The following is a 17,010-nucleotide window of genomic DNA, read 5'->3' as shown; positions in this document are numbered from 1 at the left end:
TTTCTCCTAGGTGTCTTGGGCTGCGCGCGTGATGATCTCTTCAGTCGCGCGCAGCAGGTGTTCGCGCCCCTCGATGACGGGTGCGCGGAAGAACGGTTGTCCGGCCTGATCCACGTAGTGCTTGCGGTTGCCGAACGCGGGGTGACGAAACCTGACCTTCTGCCAGAACTTCGCCTTGTTGAATCCGTCCGGCCCCTTCGGACCGGTGGTCTTGAACTCGATCCCCTGCCGGGTCTTGCCGGCGACGATGCGGAACTTCAGGCCGGCCTTGATGCCGGCGCGCATACCCTTCGATTTGCCGCGCCGATTGACGTCGCGATCCGAGTAGATGTTGACCTTCACGGCGTAGAACTTGCCCTTGCGCTTCGAGTGCACGAGCTTGTGCCGGAATCCGGTCTTCACCAGGCCGCGCGGTAGCGGGCCGTCCAGGATCGCCTTCTGCGCGCTGATGACGGGCGCGCCGAGGCCGCGAAGTTCCCGCCGGACCGGCGTACGCACGGCCGGCGGGAACTCCCGCAGCTTCGAGATCAGGCGACGCAGCGACTCCGGGTCAGGGACGGCGCCCGTCGCCTGCTCGGTCACACCGTCGCGTCGAGCGTCCGATACACGATGTACACCGGCTGCGGCGAGACACCGTCATCGAAGGCCTCGAAATCGATCGAGAGCTTGATCGCGCTGCCACCGTCGGATGCCGGCACTTCACCCTTCAGCCGGATAGCCGGCAGGGCGATCTGCAGCATGGCCTTGTTGGCCCCCGAGATAGCGACGTTGTGCTCGAACGTGAGCAACAGCGACAGCGGCGTCTGCGCGAGGTATGCATCGCGCAGCGTGTTGTCGGTGTACTCCGCGGTCATCTTGCCCGAGAGCTCGGGGAGCCCGAGCAGCGGGGCGCGCGAGCGCAGACCCTTGCCGCCGAGGTTCCACCCGTCCGAGTCCAGCGAGCGCTTCACAGCGAAGCTGAAATCGGCGATGTTGGCCGCGGGCGTGCCGGTCATCGACGCGGGCGCCGTGGTCGTCGGGGCCGTCAGCGCGCCGCCGACCACGATCCCGCCGTGCACGAACGTGAACAGCGAATCATCGGCCGGGTAGCTCGCCGCTGCAGCGCCGAACGCGGTCAGCAGTTCGCGCGCCGTCACCGACAGCTTCGCCTCGACGAACCCGCCTTCCTTCGCGCTGAGCTCGATCGAGTCGAACGCGCAGCCGGTGAAGGTGTGCGGGTACGAGTTGACACCACCGAGGGTCGGCAGCACCTCCTGCAGCGTGAACGTCTGCACCGGATCGGTCGTGCTGATCGTGTGCACCTGCTGGTACACAGCCGGCGTGGTCGACGGGACGACCGTGCTCGAGACAGCGCCGAGCACGGCGTTCAGCCAGATACCGAACCCGCGAGTCGGCACGTCGAAGGCCACATCTCCCGAGCCCTCGAACCGGCCGATCGCGTTCCGGTTCAGACGGTTGACGTTCTTCCCGGGGCGCAGTCCCTTCGACTGGATCGTCTTCACGTCGTACTTCATCTTCGCGTCGGACTCGGCGAAGCGGGTCGGCGCGACGGCCGTCCCGTAGGTCGTCTCGCGGCCGATGCCGACCGTGAAGTCAAGCTGCGTCGTCACCGTCGGCCACCTCCTCGGGCTCGGGCTCCTCGGCGGGGGCGAGCGCCTCCACCGTCGCGGTCTTCGCCGAAGCGTTGACCGGTTCGTAGTTCTCCACCTGACCGGCGAAGAGCGGCACGAGATCCTCGCGCACGTCAAACTCCTCGCCCGCGGCGATCACGCGACCCAGCGCGGGCACGTCGAGCGCACCGAGCGGAGACACGTTCTTGAATCGGGGCACAGCCTTTCCGGCCATAGCTCCCCCTTCCGTTGTTTGGTCGATCAGGTGGGGCGCACGCGGTGCGCGCACACGAACTCGGTTTGGATCTCGACGACGTATCCGCCGCCTTCGGGGTCTTGCACGCCGGCCGTCGACATCGACCCGGGCAGGCACCACTGCACCTTGTCCCCGAGCGTGATGTCGGTCTGTGTGATGTGGGTTTGGATCTCGGCGAGGATGCTGTACGCGGCATCGAACGCCGCGCGCCCGTCAGCCTCACGGTTGCCGGATGCCGCGACCCACGCCCCGACAGAGAGGCCGATGCGTATCGATTCGTCGAACTGTCGACGCGGGCCGATGTTCACGAGATCGGGGTCGACTGAGACGTCCTCCATCGCGACCCAGCGAGTAGCGAGGATCTCGGCGGGCGGCGCGTAGTAGCGGTCGATCTCCACGCCGCGGTGTGCGGTCGCAGTCTCGACGGCCTCCCACACGCCGTCGCGCGCGGCGAGTATGCCGGTTGCTTGGCTGATCCCGCTCACGCGCCACCCCCGTAGAAGATGCGGGGCGGGAAGGGTGCGAGCCAGACGGCGACTTTCGCGGGCATCCCGACTCCCGCGGGCGCGGTCGGCTCTGCAGACTGACCGCGGGCGTTCGTGCCACCCTTGGTCTGATTCCACATGAGCTTCCCCCACTCGCGCGCGCTCATCACGAACTCGGGCGGCAGCCCGACACCCGGGATCTCATGGCGGTGCGGGTCGACCGCCCGCCCGGTGTCCCGGTCGATCAGACTGCAGACGGTCGCCGCGAAGAACGCTAGATCCTCCTGCTCGGCTGCGATCTGCTCTGTCGTGAGCCCAATCGCCTTGCCGAGCACGTCGGCCGCGATGGGCCAATTTCCTGCCACGATCGGGCCTCCTCTCACGAGAGAGGGCCGCACCATTCCGGCGCGGCCCTCTCTCAGCGATGGTTACTCGGCGAGCTTCGCGTAACCGTTCGCGACGTACAGCGCCGCCTCTTCCGCCGGCAGGGTGATCGACTCGCCCGCTTCCGGCCACGGCTCGCCGTCCCGCAGGCCGGTGATCGTGATCAGCATCACGAGCTCCACCCCGTCGAGCTCGTCGAGCGTGTCGGCCGCCTCGGCAGCGGCCTGCGCCTCGGCAGCGGCCTGCGCCTCGGCAGCGGCCTGCGCCTCGGCAGCGGCCTGCGCCTCGGCAGCGGCCTGCGCCTCGGCAGCGGCGGGGTTGCCCCCGGCCGCTGCCGTCTTGCGCTCGCCCGCCATCAGGACGTCGCCCCGGCGAACGCCTTCACGGCCGACGCGTCGAGCAGTCGACCGTCAGCGCGAAGCACCGCGCGGAACGCCTTCTGATCCGAACCGAACAGCGCCTGGTCGCTGGACTCGACGCGGGTCGAGCCGACGAGACGCACCCAGTAGCGGGAGAAGTCACCGTAGAACATCGAGCGGTTGCCGAGGCCGATCGCGTCGATGAACGGGTCACGGTACAGCGGGGCGCCGAGCAGGGTCGACGCCTGGCCGGCCTGGCCGTTGGGCTCCCAGAGGTAGCGGCCCGTGCCCGGCTCTTTGAGCTTGCGGACGGATGCCACGGCCGAGTTGGACGCGACCCACGACGACTTCGGCTGGTACGGCGCGAGCACCGATTCCTGCAGGTCGATGAGGTTGTCCCACGACGGGGCGCCGCCGACGCCGGTCGCGCCGGTCACGCCGACGGTTGCGGCGGTGGCGATGCCCTGCGGGGCGCCCGTGCCCGAACCCTTCGCGAGATCCTGGCCGAGCGAGATACCGATGTTCTCGCCCATGAGACGGATCACCAGACCCTCGATATCGAACAGGGAATCCTGAACGAGCTCGTTCGAGACGCCGCGGTAGTCGCCGTACTTCTTGCTGCCGAACGACACCTGGTTGAAGCTGGGATCGGTGCCGGGCAGCTGCACGGCCTCGGTCGCGGCACCGGCCGCACCGAACGACGCGAGCCGGGGCAGCGTCACCTGCTCGCCGCTGGTGGTCGTGAACACGTAGGCGCCCGCGGCGTAGATGCCCGAGAACTGACGAAGCGGCTCGACCAGCTGCGCGAGGAACGTCTGCCCCACGATGTTGCCGCCGGCCGTCGCGGTGCCGACCGACAGGGCGCGCATGAGCACCTGCGAGCTCTCGCGGGTGGCGATGGCGCGCGCCTCGTTCACGTTCGTGACGTAGTCGAGCGGGGTGCGCGAGTCGGTCAGCGCGGCGCGGATCTCGTCGGAGAACTTCTTGACGTCCGCGGCGTTGCCGAACGCCGAGCGGTTGTCGAGCAGATCGGCGGCGAAGTCGATCGCGCGCTGCTCGAGATCACGCTGCTGCACGAGCAGGGTGATCCGGTCATCGTACGAGTCGAACGCCTGCGTCAGCTTCTCGAACTTGCCGCGCTCCTCGGCGGTCAGCGCGCGCTCGGCGGCGATATCGGCGAGGGGCTTACCCTCGGTCTCCCACGCCCGCTTCTGCTCTTCGGCGAGGGACTTGATTCGTTCCTGAATGGTGGTCATTCGGGTGTGTCCTTTCTCAGATCCCGCGCTTGCGGGCTCGGTTGGCGAGCGCGGGATGCGTCTCGCGGGTCATGGCCGCGGCGCGCTTGGACGCCTCGGCCTCCCACTCGCCGGGGCCGGCGGGGGAAGGGTGCAGGGATGCGCGCACGGCGTCGATATCGACGGCGCTGCGCATCTGCGTGGTGGCCGCCCAGTAGGCGGGATCGGCGACCGGTGCGACGTCGCTCAGCACGGAGCGAATGACGCGGCGCACGAGACTGCCGGCGACGTTCTCGCGCCACTCGACCTCGAGCGCGTGGAACGCGAACGACGAATGCCGGTAGTCCCCGCGCTTCGCGAGCGCGGCCACGTCGCGGCCCGCTCCCGTGTCGGGCAGATCCACCTCGTACCGCACACCGACGTCGTCGATGTACAGCCGCAGCGTGCCGGCGTCGGTCGTGCCGAGCAGCAGTCGACTGTCGTGCTCCGCGCGCGCGATCACTCGTGTGTGCAGAGCCATGTCGACACGGCCCTCGGCATCCGGTGCGCCGAACGCCTCCGGCGCGATCTCCTCGAACCACCCGCCGAGATCACGGGAGGGCGAGTCGAACACGACCGCGTAACCGGTCAGCACGCCCACACCCCCCGACCCCTCGGCAGCGGCTCGGAACTCGGTCGGTTTGTCGACGACGCGGCGCTCGAGCTCGGTCATTGCGTCCCCCCTTCGGGCATCTCGACGCGGGACGTCGAGTCAGATTCGGATTCGGATTTCGTGGTGGCGTACCAGGCCTGCCACTGCTCGATCTCGACGTCGGTCACGCCGCGGCGTCCGAGATCTCGGCGCGCCTCGGCGAGTGTGAGCGTGCCGTTCTTCAGCTGCTCGGTGATCGCTCGCATGTACTCGAGGAGCCCGGGTCGCTCGAGGCGGGACAGGTCGTAGGACACCTGCTGCCCGAAGGGCAGGAGCTTGCCGAATGCGGCCTCCGCGCGGCCGGACACGCCGCCCAGCGTCTTGATGCGGAACAGCGTCTGATCCATCTCGCGGTTCGAGTAGGTGCGCGATGAGCCAGCCTTGCCGCCGACCTCTTCGGGCGGCACGCCGAAGATGATCGCGATTTCCGTCGCGGATGCTTCGATGGTCTGCAGGAACTGCGCCTCTTCGGGGGTGACGGTGACTTTCTTGTAGTCCCACTCCCCCGGCAGGGCGACCGGCTTTCCCTCCGCGGCGGCTCGCACGAAATCGTCTCGCGCCTCCGTGAGCACTTCGCCGCTGACCCGCGTCCCCTTCGCCTGCAGGATCGCGGGCGGCATCGACGATTGCTTGAACCAGCGGCGGCCGTACTGCCGCGCCAGGTCCGACCACTCGAACGACGACGCGAACTCCGCGATCGGCGAGAGTCCCTTGACCGTGCCTGCCCCGAGTTGCTCCCGAATGTGCAGCAGGTTCCCGCCCTGCTGCACCAGGTCGACCGGGCGCCCGTTCACGCGATAGCTCGGCCGCAGCGGGTTGGTCTCGTCGATCGTCACGTAATCGTCGGGTATCCACTGGCAGTAACGGCGGGCGTCGTCGACCAGCCCGTACGCGTTGCCTCGGCTTTTGAGCTCGTGCACCATCTGCACCCGGGAGTCCCAGACGAACAGCGACGGCGACGGGTCCGAGAGGATCAGCGGCGTGTCGACGATCTCTCGCTGCCCGTTCCGCGTCTCGGTGACGGTCACGTTCGCCTGCGCCCACTGATCAGTGATGTACCGAATGGACGCGTACACGGCCGCCTGCCGCATCGCCCCGCCGCGGCCGAGCCCCTTCCAGGACACCCCGAACACGTCGGATGCGCTCAGATCTCGGGTCTCGGCGGGCCGCGTGAACAAGCTCACGATCGCCGCCGGACCGGCAGCGGGTGCACGATCAGCAGCACCGCGATACCCGCGATGATCAGCGCGACGGGCAGCGACCACATCGCCACCCCGACGACGATCAGCAGCACGCCGAGCGCCTCGAGCAGATCGTCGCGGAACGTCGCGAGGAACGATCGCAGCACCGCCCATGCGGCAGAGAGCGCCGCGCGCGGCTTCATTCGGTCGGTCATCCGGCCTCCTTTGTCGTGCCGTTCGCGGCGCGGAACGCTGCGATCGGGTCGTATGCGAGATCCGGCAGAAGCTCGGCGAGCATCTGCCGTGCGTAGGTGATGGCGACGAGCGCCGAAACGGGACGCATCGACTTGCCCCTGATCCACTTCCACCCGGCATCCGTGGCCTTCGTGCTCGCGGATTTCAGCGCCTCGGTGAGCTCGTCTTGCCCGAGGTGCACGACGTCGTGATTCAGCACGGCGTCGAGCAGGCCGGGGCCGGCGATGGCGATGTTCGCGGCCGTCATCACGCGGGCGTCGATACCCGCCTCGAGCAGCTTCGGCAGCAGGAACCCGGCCGCGCGGTGCTCGAGATAGACCGGCCCGGGCGCCTCGCGCACCAGGTCGAGGATGCCGGGCACCTCGAGCCCGTCGTCGCCGTCGAGAATCCAGTCAGTGCCGGGCGCGTCGGCCAGCACTTCCAGGTGCACCTTCGTGTCTTTGCGGATGCCGGCGACAGCGATCGACGCCCACGCCGATTCGGGCGCCACGTCGATGACGTACACGACTTCGTCGCGCGCCACCTCCGACCCCGGGTCGACGACAGCCTCGTGCTCCCACCGTTCCTGTGGGATCTTCCATGCAACCTCGAGATCGTCCTGCCACCAGTTCAGAAACGGCCGCAGGAACCCGCCCCTGCATCGACTCTCGGAACGCCGCGATCTTCGTCTGATTCGTCGTGTACCCGAGAGCGGGCATGCACGACCACCAGGTGAGCGGGTCGTCAGGATCGGCTTTCGGGTCGGCCGAGTATTCGATGTACAGCGACCGCATTCGCTGCGCGTTGAGCAGCGACGGATCGGCGCGGAGTAGCTCGACACGGGAACGCCCCGCCTCGGCTTTCTTCCACAGGAACGGCGACTTCGTCTTGCTGTATCCGACGGTCGAAATCCACATCGACTGTGCGTCGTCGACCGCCGTCGTCGCCGGCATCAACGCCGCCTCGAGACGGTCATCCTTCTGCGCAAAGATCTCATCGCCGATCGTCAGCCCGAGCGTGCCACCGTGGCCGGCGTCTTCCGTCGGCGCGTCAATCGCCCACTTCGAACCGTTGCGGAACCGCATCGACTCCGACCCGTTCGACAGGTGCAGAGTGTTGCCCCGCCGGTTCGGCCGCAGCTGCGACTTGAACACCGACGCCGCAATGCGGTGGTGGTGTTCCTCCTCGAGCTTCTCGAGCGCCTTGTCGCGGGTCTGCGCGATGTACAGCAGGTACTGCCGATCGGGCCACATCAGCATCCGGTGAACGCCCCACGGGATGACCAGGGACGACTTACCCGATTGCCGGGGCACGATGATGACGATTTCCGAGTACCACAGCAGGCCCGTCGCCGGGTCGATCTCGAAAGCGGTCTCGAGGATCTCACGCTGCCACGGCATCGGCTCCCAGCCGAGCAACCGCATGCACCCGATCACCTCGGATGCGATCGTTCGCCGAGCAGGGTTACGGGGCGTCGCCCATCTCGGCACCGTCTCCGTCATCCCGGCCGGCATTCCTGATCGCTTCCACGATGTCGGCACTCGAACCCCCCTCGTCATCCGTGAGATCGGCGAGCACCTTGCGCAACGCCTCGACGGTCGACGCGTAGTAGCGAGCGTTCTTCGGGTCATCGAGCGCGCGAGCACCGCGAAAGATCAGTTCGTGACGCAGACGCGTCGCCTTGTCAGGCGCCTCGGGCAGCGCGTCGCGCGCGGCCCGCTCGATCGGCGCGTCAGCCTCGAGCAAGTCGAGAAGTTCGAGCGCGTCGAGAGACCCGCGGTGAATCCACCCGGCATCCCGGATCGCCGCGGCGGCGACGATCGACGCCGTCGCGGAATCGCCGCTCGCATCCCACAGCGCATCGTCAATCAGCTGCGCGAGCTCGTCACCGAGCGCCGGCCGACGCACCGACAGAGCGGACCGCACCTGGTCGCCGAAGTCAGGCGCCCCGACGGCCACGACGACCGGACGTGTAGGGCGCTTTTCGCGTGTAGGGCGCGCCCTCACATCGGGTGCGGGCGCCGCTTCGGCGGCCGGCTCGCCACCCGCCGCGGCGCGCTTGCGCTCGCGATACTCGGCCTGGTCTTTCGTCTTCCACGCGCGGCACGCATCGCACCGACAACCCGCGCGATATCGCGGCCGGGTGCCGTGCTCGGGGGTCTTCGCCGCCACGGCGACCACCTCCGCTCTGCGCCCCTCTGACGCGTCGAGCCGAGGGCACGCATCGCAGCGCGACCCGAGGCCCATTCGGCCGCGCACGGCCCCCTCCGTGCCCTACACGCCCTACACCCTCACGCCGAATGAACCGGGGAGAGGGATTTGGGAGCGGGGCGAGGGTCGGGAGCGATGCCGGGGGTGGAAAAAAGCGATCGAAACCCGGCGGGTGCCGGCGACCTGCGGGCGCAATGGACGACGCTCGGGCCGCCGACACTCGTCAGGCTTCGATCAATTCACGTCATCAGCGACTCGGTCACGACGACCAGCATTCGCCCAGCGCGACGAGCGGATGCCACGAGCCGTACGCGGAGCACGATCACGCCTCCCCGCGTTACACCCATAGTGAGCAGGCCGCAGGTTCCACAGATCCCACGTGCCGCCATCCTTCGCCGCCTTCACGTGATCAAGCGACGGACCGAGCGGATGCCAGGGACGCAGACCCATACCGGATCGGCCCCCGTGCCCCACGGCACAGCCAGCACTGCGGCGTGTCCACCTCGGGCACCACGATCGCCAGCAGGCGCGCGTACTCCGAAGCGCTCAGCTTCTCGGCGTAGTGAGGCATAGCACCCCTCCCTACGCATTGCAGGGCATCTACCCCCACCCGCAGTTTTTGCAACTCACCGCAGTCAAACGAAACCCGCGGGAGACCCAATAGTCTGACCACCACACAAAGAAGGGGGCCGAAGTGGCAACATCAGACAGGGGACCGCGAAGGCACGACGTTGACATGCCCACACTGGGTAGTGTCCCGATCTATGCCGGAGCCAAGGTTGGGAAAGCCCTCGACGAGGTGACCGAAGAGATGGACTTTTACCACGGAGTGCGTCTTGCGGAGGTCATGGAGGCTGTCTACGAACAAGGTCGTGTAGACGGTCGAGCTCAGGTCGTCTCTGCGTTCCAGGACGCGAGCGATGAGATCACGTCCCGCAAGGATCTTCGCTACCGCAACCCAGGCAAGCCTCGCGCCAAGAAGAAGAAGCCATCAGCGTGACGTGAAAGGAGCAGCGGGGCCGCGCGCGGTGCGCTTCGCCGCGGCCCCACTGTCTCACCCCCGGCGTACCGTTCGACGAATGGACCCACGACCAGGCGCGAGCCTCGGCACCGTCAACACTCACCACGAACTCGCCTACCTGCGGGCAGGCACTGACCCACCCTGGGAACGCCCACACCGCGACGGCGTCGATATCACCGACACCCCCGAGATGTGGACGCCCTACCAGCGTGAGCGCCGGCTAGCCTTCGAGGCCCGCGTCGTCGACTACCGGCGGGCTGGGGCTATTTGACGTCAGCGCTCGTTGTACGGGACGATCTCGAACTCAAACCTGCTGCGCGCTTCGCCCGGTGCCTGCTCGATCGACCGCAGCCCCCGGACAGGCATCGCATCGATGTACGGGTGCCGAGCGGTGAAGGACTCATCTCGCGCCTGAAGGTACAGATAGCCTTCACGCTCGGAGAAGTCTGTGATCGTTGACCGATCACCGTCCGCATAGTGCGTAAGCTGCGCGGCCACGGCAACTGCAGCGGCGCGCTCATGCGGCGAGGCGTCGGGCGGCAGCAACGCGAGCACTTCGCCGCTCGCCCAGGGGAAGAGCGGGTCGTCGGTGGCCCGAGCTCCGCTACCTGTTGCCGTTGCCACGATCGCCCACGCCTCGATGCTCACCCCGCGAGAGTAGCGGATACGCCCGACCCCTACGGATTTTCTGGGCCGCGATCCTCGGGCACCCGCTCATCCACGGCAAGACCCACGCACACCGCGCACTGCCCCGTCGGGATGAACGGGCGACGACTCGACCAGTTGTGCGGACACGGCGCCCCCTCTCAGTAGTGCGCGGGACCGCGCAAAACGGTGGACGCGCGCTGAGCACGCTCCACCGACGACACCGCCACCTCGGGCGGGTCCGCCTGCTGCACGACGAGCGCCTCGACGGGCGGCATCATGCGAGGCGGGTCAGGGACGATCGCGAACGACACGACGTCGTCGAACGACCCGGTCACGACGTGGCACCCGAGGTCAGGTAGGTCTCGAACGTGCTCGCCGTCGTCACAATCGAATCCGGCGAGTCTCCGAGGTTGCGGACCTCGAGCGCCTTCGAGAGAGCGAACGAGCGCACCGGGTCGAGCTCAGCCATTGGTCGACGCCGCCGACTGCACCCGCGGCCCCTCGTAGATCGACGTCGCGACGTTCGGCTCGAACGTCTCGATCAGACCGCGAGTAAGCGGGACCGTGACGAGCACGACGTCGAACGTGAGCGGGCGCATCGCGGTAGCCAGACGGAAGACTTCGATGGTGACCGGCGTCGGCGCGAAGCGCGCTCGCACGTCGTCGAGCGAAGGGACGTCGCCATACGGGGCGAAGATCGCCACCCGAAGACCGCCGGACCGCAGCAGCGGCTTTCCCGTGCGCAACCTCTCGATCGGCACCACGAGATCCGCCACGGGCGCGGGCGCGGGCGAGAGCGTGCCAGCGTTCACCATCTGCAGCGCACCGACCAGGATCGACGCAAGCACCGTCGCCACCTGCAGCATGAGAGACGACGTCGCCTCGGACCACAGCGAGAACGTGAACCCGACGACACCGATCGCGCCGCCAAGCGAGTAGATGACGCCGCGGCCGGTCGTGTTCAGCCACGTGAACCGGTCCCCCGGGCGCAGCAGGAACAGGCCCAGCGCGCCCTGCAGCGCGAGCAGGCCCGACGCCGACAGGTCGAGCAGCGCCGACGATTGCACGTCGGTCACCGCCCCGAGGATGACGAGCAGCGACGTCGCCGACGCGACCATCGCCTGCAGCGCCTGCCGCCTTTGATCCGTGAACCAGCCCGCGATGCGGGTCAGGAAATCCTTCATCTCTTACTCCTGTCCGACGAGCGCGGCGTAATACCGGTCGCCAATCTCGCGAGTGAATGGCACGCGGTGATCCCGCGCCCATGAGCGGCCGTTTCGGCAGGCCTTGCACGATCGGTCGCTGCTCGAGCGGGCGTTCGCGCCGCCGAGAAGGTGTCCCTGCGGGCAGCGCGTCTTCCGCACTTCGGAATGCCTGCCGCTGCGCACCGTGTCGTGAACGTTCTCGGCATGCGTCCCCCAGCGCAGGTTCGACGCCGCGTTGTTGGTCGGAACGTCGTCGATGTGCAGCGCTTCCATGCCGGGCGGGCAGAGACCGACGAACGCCTCGAGCACGAGGCGATGCACCTGCACCGTTCGCGGTCGGCCGCCCTGGCACAGCGACACAGACAGGTAGGGCCGCCCGGTCGGTCGAAGCACGCGACCGCGGATGCTCCGCCCGCGCGCGTCGAGACGCGGCAGTCCCCGGACCCTCCCGCGACTGCTGACTTCGTAAGCACCCTCGTATCCGACGACCGGGTGCCACCACTCACGCATCGTCGCCGCCCTCTTCGTCTTCGTCGGGCTCGAGCGTCTGCCACAGGCGGTCGTCGACCGCCGCGAGCTCCTCGTACTTCACGTACAGACCGGCCACGCCCTCTTCGAGACGATCGGCCGTCTGGCCGAGCTCGGCGACGCGCGCCTCTGTGCGGCGAACCGAGTCGTTCAGGCTCGTGCCCGAGTTGGGGTGCAGTTCGTGGTGCACCGCCGCCATCGCGGCATCCGTGCGCTCGATGAACGCCGGCAGCCCCTTGACGCTGTCGAGCACCTGCGCGGCAGTGACCACGCCGCGCGCGAAGGCGAGGATGCCCCCCGGGATCGTCTTCACGATCGGCCACACGCGTTTCACGAACAGCCAGACGCCGACGACGACACCGACGACAGTCGCCACGGCCGCGGCGACATCCCCCAGGCCCACCAGCGCGATAGCGTCAGCGAGCCACGGGGGCGACGTCGCCGCGGCCACGATCAGCCAACCGCCGGAACGACGGTGATCTCGATCATGCCGTCGAGAACCTGCGGCGCCTGGTTCAGCGCCTCACGCAGCCCGAGGTTCCGGCGGAACGTCAGCTGGTCGTCGTTCCACAGGCGCGCTTTGGTGTTGGCGTCCAGGTTGACGGCCCAGTAGACCTGATTCCCGCTGCCGTCGTCGGCCGGGACGCTGACGGTGATGCTCTTGTCGGCGTTCTCGCGGTCGGTCGTGCGGAGCGCCTCCACGAACGCTTCCTTGATCTCGTCTTTGCTTGCCATGTCTTCCCACTCCTTCGGTACGGGTCGGGGGTTGATCGTGATGTCCGCGAACGCGGGGACCGTGAACGGGTCGAAGTCGCCGATGTGCCACTTCTCACGAGGCGTCACGAAATCGACCGTGAAGCCGACGATGCGGCAGAGCGCGACGAACCGCGCCCACGCGAGCGCCTCGTCGCGTGGCGCGAGCGAGGCCCAGTTGTTGACGTCAATCGCCGCGCAGTCGCGGCCATTGAAAGTGAGCCCGTGCGACGAATACCCGGGGACGGCCGCCCAGATTCCGAGCTCCTCGCGGTACTCGTACTGGACACTGAGCGGGCGGTACCCGTTCCATCCCGACGTTGGCACGAGCCACACGCTGTACTTCTCCCAGGCGAGCCGCTGCAGTTCCCGCCAGCGCGCCGCGGTACCCGCCGGCAAGTAGAACTCGGGGCCGAGGTACACGAGATCCGACAAGGGCGCTTCGCCGTTGCGATACCGGGTCATGCGGGGTACGCCAGCCAATAGAACTCAACCGGGTTGCTCGCCAGCGCGTTGCCACCGTTCGTGACGTAGAACTGAATCTGCGTCGTCGACACGCCCGACACCACGATCTTGCGCGTATTGGGAGCCCCGCCCGAGTTTCGATCGGTGACGACCACCGCGGCCGGCTCGGCACCCAGCGGATGATTCACCGTGACGATGCCGCTCGCCGCCGTCGCCCCAGCCCAGACCTCGCCGTAGGGCAGGACACCCCTCCAGGCGTTTCCGTTCCACCGGTAGTCGAGATTCGCCGCCACGCACCGATCGCCGACCGACAGCAGAGACGGGTTGGCCTGAGCCCACGACGTAGCCGCGGCGAGCGTCGAGAACCACAGGACGCCCGAGATTGGTACGAACGCGCCCCCGCGAGACACCTCGATCTGATGCAGCGCCCGAGCGTCACCCCGAGTCGTCGTCAGCGGACGATCGGTAGACACGGCGACGTCGGTCCCAGAGAGGGCGTTCACGATCTGCGCCTGCTCCGTCGCGTTCGCCGTCGGCACCACGTCGCTAATCGACAGCAGAGCCTTCGCAAGCGCGCCCTGCTTGGGCGCTTCGCCCGCCGCGATGGTCGTGTGTTTCTTGACGTCCGTAGCCACAGCCGTACCCCCTTCGGTCGTGCGGGAACGGCCGCCCGCGGGGTTTCCCCACACGCAGGCGACCGCCCCCTCTCACCACTCCCACCTCACAGGGAGACCAGCACCGCGACACTCGCCGCGGTCACGCTTCCCGCCAAGGACTCGAACCTCGATTACCCGAGCCAGAGTCGGGCGTCCTGCCATTGGACGAGCGGGAATCACCGCCCCCGACACGAACCCGCAATCCCGAAGCCATGCATCCCGCGCGGCGCCCGCATGCTGCGCGGCACTCGACGACACGGTGAGCGGCGAAAGGTGGAGATTCGACGGACGGTCGGGGGCGCTCTCAGCCCGTGCGGGCGAGAGTCATTGGGCGCAGGAACACCAAAGGCCCGAACCGCCAACCGGTCCGGGCCTTCGTGTCAACTCTTGCGCAAGCTCAGCTTAACAGGCCGCCGCGCCACACGGAGGGCGTTTCAGCCCCTCACGACAAAGTCGCCCCAGTAAGCTCCGAGGGTGGACGAATGGTGGGGCAGCCTTACGTTGAATGTCGCCAGCGCCCTGGTCATAGCCGCATTTAGCTCGGCAGTCACCTGGTACCTCGCGCGACGCAAACGGGCAGTTTGGATACTCGAACACGTCCGCGGCGAGAACTGGACGCTGACCTACCGGGGCCGACGCGCTGCGTGGGACGTTCAAATCGGGCAAACGATCTCACCGACCGTCTCCGCGAGGTTGTACGGCGACAACCCGAAACCGCCACTTTCCGCCGCCTTCTCAGACTGGACGAAAGACTGCCGAACCCAACTCGGGAACTTCGAGCGCGGTGAGGAACTAACGCTGACCTGGCACGACCACGGGCGCCGCCGCGCATCAATCCAAACCCGTGAAAGTCAAAGCCGCTACGAGGTCGCCGCCGCCGATGTGCGACGAGATTCGCCGAGCCCGATCGTCAGCCGGAAGTGAACCCATGCCGGGTGCGGCGAAGGTCTTGCCGCACCCGCACTCGTGCTCAGTGACGCTCACGCGGGCACCTGGACACCGAGGGCCGCGAGGTGACGGCGGGCCGCCCGATCACGCGCCGCGGCATCCCCCGCGAACTTCCGGCCGAGATCACCGAGGCGCATCAGCGCCCGTCGCTCCGCGAGCTCGATCCTCCGGGCCACGCGGCGATCTGCCAGAGCGAACAGGTTCGCGAGAGTCGGCAGCATCGGCGCCCGCTCTTCGATCCCGTCGTCACCCTCGCACGACACCCAGACAGTGTGCTCCTCGCAGTAGTCGCCCAGATCCCCCGAGTAACCGTCAGCGTTGCTCCACTCGTCGACCGCCGCGCCGACGTCGCCCCAGAATGCGTAGTCGCCGAGATCCCCCGTCTCGATCCCGCACCCCGGGAAGTCGCACACGATGGCATAGCCCATCTGTTCCTTGACGCTCACGCCGCCACCTCCCCTTCTGCCTCGGTATATCGGCCGCCTTCGTCGCGGACGTTCTTCGCCGCGGCCATGCGCTCTTTCGTGGCGAGCAGCGCGGACTCCCGGTACAGCGGGGTCTTGCGCCCGGCGACATACGGTGACGCCTCGGCTTTGATCTCGCCAGCCTTCGCCCACCGCTGCAGCGTGCGCAGCGACCCGGCGACGGCCGCAGCCTGAGCACCGCCGAGCAGCCGGTCACCGTGCTCCGCGATCGGCGACGCCGTCGACTCGTCGAACACCCGCTCGGGCCGCAGCGCACGGGATGCCGTCACCGCCTCCTCGGCCGGCTGCTCCCGACGCTCCGCGCCCCACTTGTCCAGCGCATCCTGCATCGACCACGCGACCCGCACGCCGTCCTCGTCGGCCGGATGCCGCTTGAGTAGCAGCGCGTACAGCGAGGTCACGTCGTCTTCGTCGGATAGCCACTCGTCGAGATGAGCGAGGATGCCAGCCGCCGCGGCCTCGGCATCATCGAACGCCTCGGCGGCATCCGACCGCGGCCACCCGCCCGACGGCGACCACCGCCACAGACCCTTCTGCAGAGCCTCCGACGCGTCGATCAGATCCGCCGAAGCGGGCGCGGGCGCCTCGGGCGACGCCGACCCCGTGCGACGCGCTCGATCCTCGTACACGATCGCCGACGTCGGGTCGATGAGCGACCGCATCCGGCCGATCAGGTCAGCCGCCTGCCCCAACACGTACCGGAACCGGCCCCGACACTTCGAGCACACGAGCGTGCCACCGACCGTCGGCTCAGCCGCACACCCGTCGCACGGGAACGCGTACTCCCGGCCGTCATAGACCATGCAGTCAGCGAAGTGCACACCCTGCTGAGCGCACCCCAGAACACACCCCGTCATCGCTTCCCCCCTTTCGTCTTCGCGGTGTACGCCACCAGGAAATCGATCTGCCACGGCAGCAGCTGCACCCCCAGCGACTCGGCGAGGTCTGCCCATTTGCGCTCAGCGCGGAGGCGGCGACGCAGCGCCCGCGCGGCCCGGCGCTCCTCACGTGTACGGCCCATCAGAACGGCATCTCCCCATCCGACGGCGCCCACGCGCCCGAGTCGTCGACCGGGGCGTCATACGGTGCCGACGACGGCCGCGAGCCCGACGACCCACGGGATGCCGCGCGCGTCACCTGCGCCGTCGCGTACCGCAGGGACGGGCCGATCTCGTCGACCTCGAGCTCGAGCGACGACCTGGTGTTGCCCTCGCGATCCTGGTAGCTGCGCTGCACGAGACGACCCGTCACGACGACTCGGGCACCCTTCGTCAGCGACCCCGCGATGTGCTCGGCGAACTCCCGCCAGGCCGAGCAGCGGAGGAACAGGGGCGTCCCGTCCTTCCACTCGTTCGCCTGCCGATCGAACGCGCGGGGCGTGCTCGCGACGGTGAAGTTCACCACCGCGAGACCGTTCTGCGTGTGCCGCAGTTCCGGGTCCGCGGTCAGGTTGCCGACGATCGTCAGCGTGGTCTCTCCGGTCATGTGTTCGTGCTCCTCATATCGTTCTTCGGTCTTGCGCTCGCTGCGGCCCGGGTGCGCCCAGACGACGCCTCCCGGCATCCGCTACACCCGCAACGGTGCGCGTTGTAGCAGTGGCTCGTCTTCCCGTGTCTGTGCCACGGCGGGCATATGACCCGCGGGGATCTCGGCAC

Annotated in this window: 28 protein-coding genes; 2 read left to right on the top strand and 26 right to left on the bottom strand. The window is 68.1% G+C overall.

Annotated features, from left to right (window positions below):
- Positions 1–6: 6 nt before the first annotated feature.
- The 14 genes from QE454_RS09550 to QE454_RS09485 all read right to left on the bottom strand — a co-directional run bounded on the left by QE454_RS09550 (position 7) and on the right by QE454_RS09485 (position 9,217).
- Positions 7–582, bottom strand: coding sequence for a hypothetical protein (locus QE454_RS09550; RefSeq protein WP_307455855.1), 576 nt, complete (start codon positions 580–582; stop codon positions 7–9).
- Positions 579–1,610, bottom strand: coding sequence for a phage tail tube protein (locus QE454_RS09545; protein WP_307455857.1), 1,032 nt, complete (start codon positions 1,608–1,610; stop codon positions 579–581). The genes QE454_RS09550 and QE454_RS09545 overlap by 4 nt, the downstream gene beginning before the upstream one ends.
- Positions 1,594–1,845 carry a hypothetical protein gene (locus tag QE454_RS09540; protein WP_307455859.1) on the bottom strand — a complete coding sequence of 84 codons (252 nt, stop codon included), beginning with the start codon at positions 1,843–1,845 and terminating at the stop codon, positions 1,594–1,596. Before QE454_RS09540 ends, QE454_RS09545 begins: the two co-directional genes overlap by 17 nt.
- Before the next feature lie 26 nt (positions 1,846–1,871).
- Positions 1,872–2,351, bottom strand: coding sequence for a hypothetical protein (locus tag QE454_RS09535; RefSeq protein WP_307455861.1), 480 nt, complete (start codon positions 2,349–2,351; stop codon positions 1,872–1,874).
- The gene (locus QE454_RS09530; protein ID WP_307455863.1) at positions 2,348–2,716 is read right to left on the bottom strand and encodes a hypothetical protein; all 369 of its coding nucleotides are present in this window, start codon (positions 2,714–2,716) and stop codon (positions 2,348–2,350) included. The genes QE454_RS09535 and QE454_RS09530 overlap by 4 nt, the downstream gene beginning before the upstream one ends.
- A gap of 63 nt (positions 2,717–2,779) precedes the next feature.
- Positions 2,780–3,091, bottom strand: a complete 312-nt coding sequence (locus QE454_RS09525) for a hypothetical protein (protein ID WP_307455864.1) — start codon at positions 3,089–3,091, stop codon at positions 2,780–2,782.
- A complete protein-coding gene (locus QE454_RS09520) occupies positions 3,091–4,350 on the bottom strand; it encodes a phage major capsid protein (RefSeq protein WP_307455866.1) in 1,260 nt (419 codons plus the stop codon). Before QE454_RS09520 ends, QE454_RS09525 begins: the two co-directional genes overlap by 1 nt.
- Positions 4,351–4,366: 16 nt before the next feature.
- The gene (locus tag QE454_RS09515) at positions 4,367–5,041 is read right to left on the bottom strand and encodes an HK97 family phage prohead protease (protein WP_307455868.1); all 675 of its coding nucleotides are present in this window, start codon (positions 5,039–5,041) and stop codon (positions 4,367–4,369) included.
- On the bottom strand, positions 5,038–6,204 hold the full coding sequence (locus QE454_RS09510; protein WP_307455870.1) for a phage portal protein: 1,167 nt from the start codon (positions 6,202–6,204) through the stop codon (positions 5,038–5,040). Before QE454_RS09510 ends, QE454_RS09515 begins: the two co-directional genes overlap by 4 nt.
- Positions 6,201–6,416, bottom strand: coding sequence for a hypothetical protein (locus tag QE454_RS09505; protein WP_307455872.1), 216 nt, complete (start codon positions 6,414–6,416; stop codon positions 6,201–6,203). The genes QE454_RS09510 and QE454_RS09505 overlap by 4 nt, the downstream gene beginning before the upstream one ends.
- The gene (locus QE454_RS09500; protein ID WP_309668608.1) at positions 6,413–6,886 is read right to left on the bottom strand and encodes a hypothetical protein; all 474 of its coding nucleotides are present in this window, start codon (positions 6,884–6,886) and stop codon (positions 6,413–6,415) included. The genes QE454_RS09505 and QE454_RS09500 overlap by 4 nt, the downstream gene beginning before the upstream one ends.
- Complete coding sequence (locus QE454_RS09495) at positions 6,849–7,859, bottom strand: hypothetical protein (protein ID WP_309668607.1); 1,011 nt, start codon at positions 7,857–7,859, stop codon at positions 6,849–6,851. Before QE454_RS09495 ends, QE454_RS09500 begins: the two co-directional genes overlap by 38 nt.
- 40 nt (positions 7,860–7,899) lie before the next feature.
- Positions 7,900–8,394, bottom strand: a complete 495-nt coding sequence (locus tag QE454_RS09490; RefSeq protein ID WP_307455876.1) for a hypothetical protein — start codon at positions 8,392–8,394, stop codon at positions 7,900–7,902.
- Between the two features lie 661 nt (positions 8,395–9,055).
- A complete protein-coding gene (locus QE454_RS09485; RefSeq protein WP_309668606.1) occupies positions 9,056–9,217 on the bottom strand; it encodes a hypothetical protein in 162 nt (53 codons plus the stop codon).
- Between the two features lie 165 nt (positions 9,218–9,382).
- Here QE454_RS09485 and QE454_RS09480 point away from each other — a divergent pair, with 165 nt between their 5' ends.
- Positions 9,383–9,646: a hypothetical protein gene (locus tag QE454_RS09480; RefSeq protein WP_267787301.1), complete on the top strand. Its 264-nt coding sequence runs from the start codon at positions 9,383–9,385 to the stop codon at positions 9,644–9,646.
- 294 nt (positions 9,647–9,940) lie between these two features.
- Here the strand turns inward: QE454_RS09480 and QE454_RS09475 are convergent, their stop codons facing one another.
- The 8 genes from QE454_RS09475 to QE454_RS09440 all read right to left on the bottom strand — a co-directional run bounded on the left by QE454_RS09475 (position 9,941) and on the right by QE454_RS09440 (position 13,901).
- The gene (locus QE454_RS09475; protein WP_307455878.1) at positions 9,941–10,315 is read right to left on the bottom strand and encodes a hypothetical protein; all 375 of its coding nucleotides are present in this window, start codon (positions 10,313–10,315) and stop codon (positions 9,941–9,943) included.
- A gap of 158 nt (positions 10,316–10,473) precedes the next feature.
- On the bottom strand, positions 10,474–10,650 hold the full coding sequence (locus QE454_RS09470; protein ID WP_307455880.1) for a hypothetical protein: 177 nt from the start codon (positions 10,648–10,650) through the stop codon (positions 10,474–10,476).
- Positions 10,647–10,784, bottom strand: coding sequence for a hypothetical protein (locus tag QE454_RS09465; protein ID WP_307455883.1), 138 nt, complete (start codon positions 10,782–10,784; stop codon positions 10,647–10,649). The genes QE454_RS09470 and QE454_RS09465 overlap by 4 nt, the downstream gene beginning before the upstream one ends.
- Positions 10,777–11,499, bottom strand: a complete 723-nt coding sequence (locus QE454_RS09460) for a hypothetical protein (protein WP_307455885.1) — start codon at positions 11,497–11,499, stop codon at positions 10,777–10,779. The genes QE454_RS09465 and QE454_RS09460 overlap by 8 nt, the downstream gene beginning before the upstream one ends.
- Positions 11,500–11,502: 3 nt before the next feature.
- On the bottom strand, positions 11,503–12,030 hold the full coding sequence (locus QE454_RS09455) for an NUMOD4 motif-containing HNH endonuclease (protein ID WP_307455888.1): 528 nt from the start codon (positions 12,028–12,030) through the stop codon (positions 11,503–11,505).
- Positions 12,023–12,499, bottom strand: coding sequence for a hypothetical protein (locus QE454_RS09450; RefSeq protein WP_307455890.1), 477 nt, complete (start codon positions 12,497–12,499; stop codon positions 12,023–12,025). The genes QE454_RS09455 and QE454_RS09450 overlap by 8 nt, the downstream gene beginning before the upstream one ends.
- A gap of 2 nt (positions 12,500–12,501) precedes the next feature.
- Positions 12,502–13,266 (bottom strand): hypothetical protein, encoded by a 765-nt coding sequence (locus tag QE454_RS09445; protein WP_307455892.1) that lies wholly within the window; start codon positions 13,264–13,266, stop codon positions 12,502–12,504.
- Positions 13,263–13,901, bottom strand: a complete 639-nt coding sequence (locus QE454_RS09440) for a hypothetical protein (RefSeq protein ID WP_307455895.1) — start codon at positions 13,899–13,901, stop codon at positions 13,263–13,265. The genes QE454_RS09445 and QE454_RS09440 overlap by 4 nt, the downstream gene beginning before the upstream one ends.
- Positions 13,902–14,396: 495 nt before the next feature.
- On the opposite strand from QE454_RS09440, the gene QE454_RS09435 reads away from it, so the two are divergent.
- On the top strand, positions 14,397–14,846 hold the full coding sequence (locus QE454_RS09435; protein WP_307455897.1) for a hypothetical protein: 450 nt from the start codon (positions 14,397–14,399) through the stop codon (positions 14,844–14,846).
- A gap of 56 nt (positions 14,847–14,902) precedes the next feature.
- Here QE454_RS09435 and QE454_RS09430 read toward each other — a convergent pair whose 3' ends face one another.
- From QE454_RS09430 to QE454_RS09415, 4 genes are read right to left on the bottom strand one after another with little or no spacing between them, the layout of a single operon-like run.
- Positions 14,903–15,316 carry a hypothetical protein gene (locus tag QE454_RS09430; protein ID WP_307455899.1) on the bottom strand — a complete coding sequence of 138 codons (414 nt, stop codon included), beginning with the start codon at positions 15,314–15,316 and terminating at the stop codon, positions 14,903–14,905.
- On the bottom strand, positions 15,313–16,158 hold the full coding sequence (locus QE454_RS09425; RefSeq protein ID WP_307455902.1) for a hypothetical protein: 846 nt from the start codon (positions 16,156–16,158) through the stop codon (positions 15,313–15,315). The genes QE454_RS09430 and QE454_RS09425 overlap by 4 nt, the downstream gene beginning before the upstream one ends.
- Before the next feature lie 50 nt (positions 16,159–16,208).
- Entirely contained in the window at positions 16,209–16,376 is a 168-nt protein-coding gene (locus QE454_RS09420) for a hypothetical protein (RefSeq protein ID WP_307455905.1), read from the bottom strand.
- On the bottom strand, positions 16,376–16,840 hold the full coding sequence (locus tag QE454_RS09415; RefSeq protein WP_307455907.1) for a single-stranded DNA-binding protein: 465 nt from the start codon (positions 16,838–16,840) through the stop codon (positions 16,376–16,378). The genes QE454_RS09420 and QE454_RS09415 overlap by 1 nt, the downstream gene beginning before the upstream one ends.
- Between the last annotated feature and the right edge of the window lie 170 nt (positions 16,841–17,010).

This window comes from Microbacterium sp. SORGH_AS_0454 (assembly GCF_031453395.1).
Classification (GTDB): Bacteria; Actinomycetota; Actinomycetes; order Actinomycetales; family Microbacteriaceae; genus Microbacterium.
Note: the sequence above shows the minus strand (reverse complement) of the source record. Positions and strands in the feature narration are given on the sequence as shown.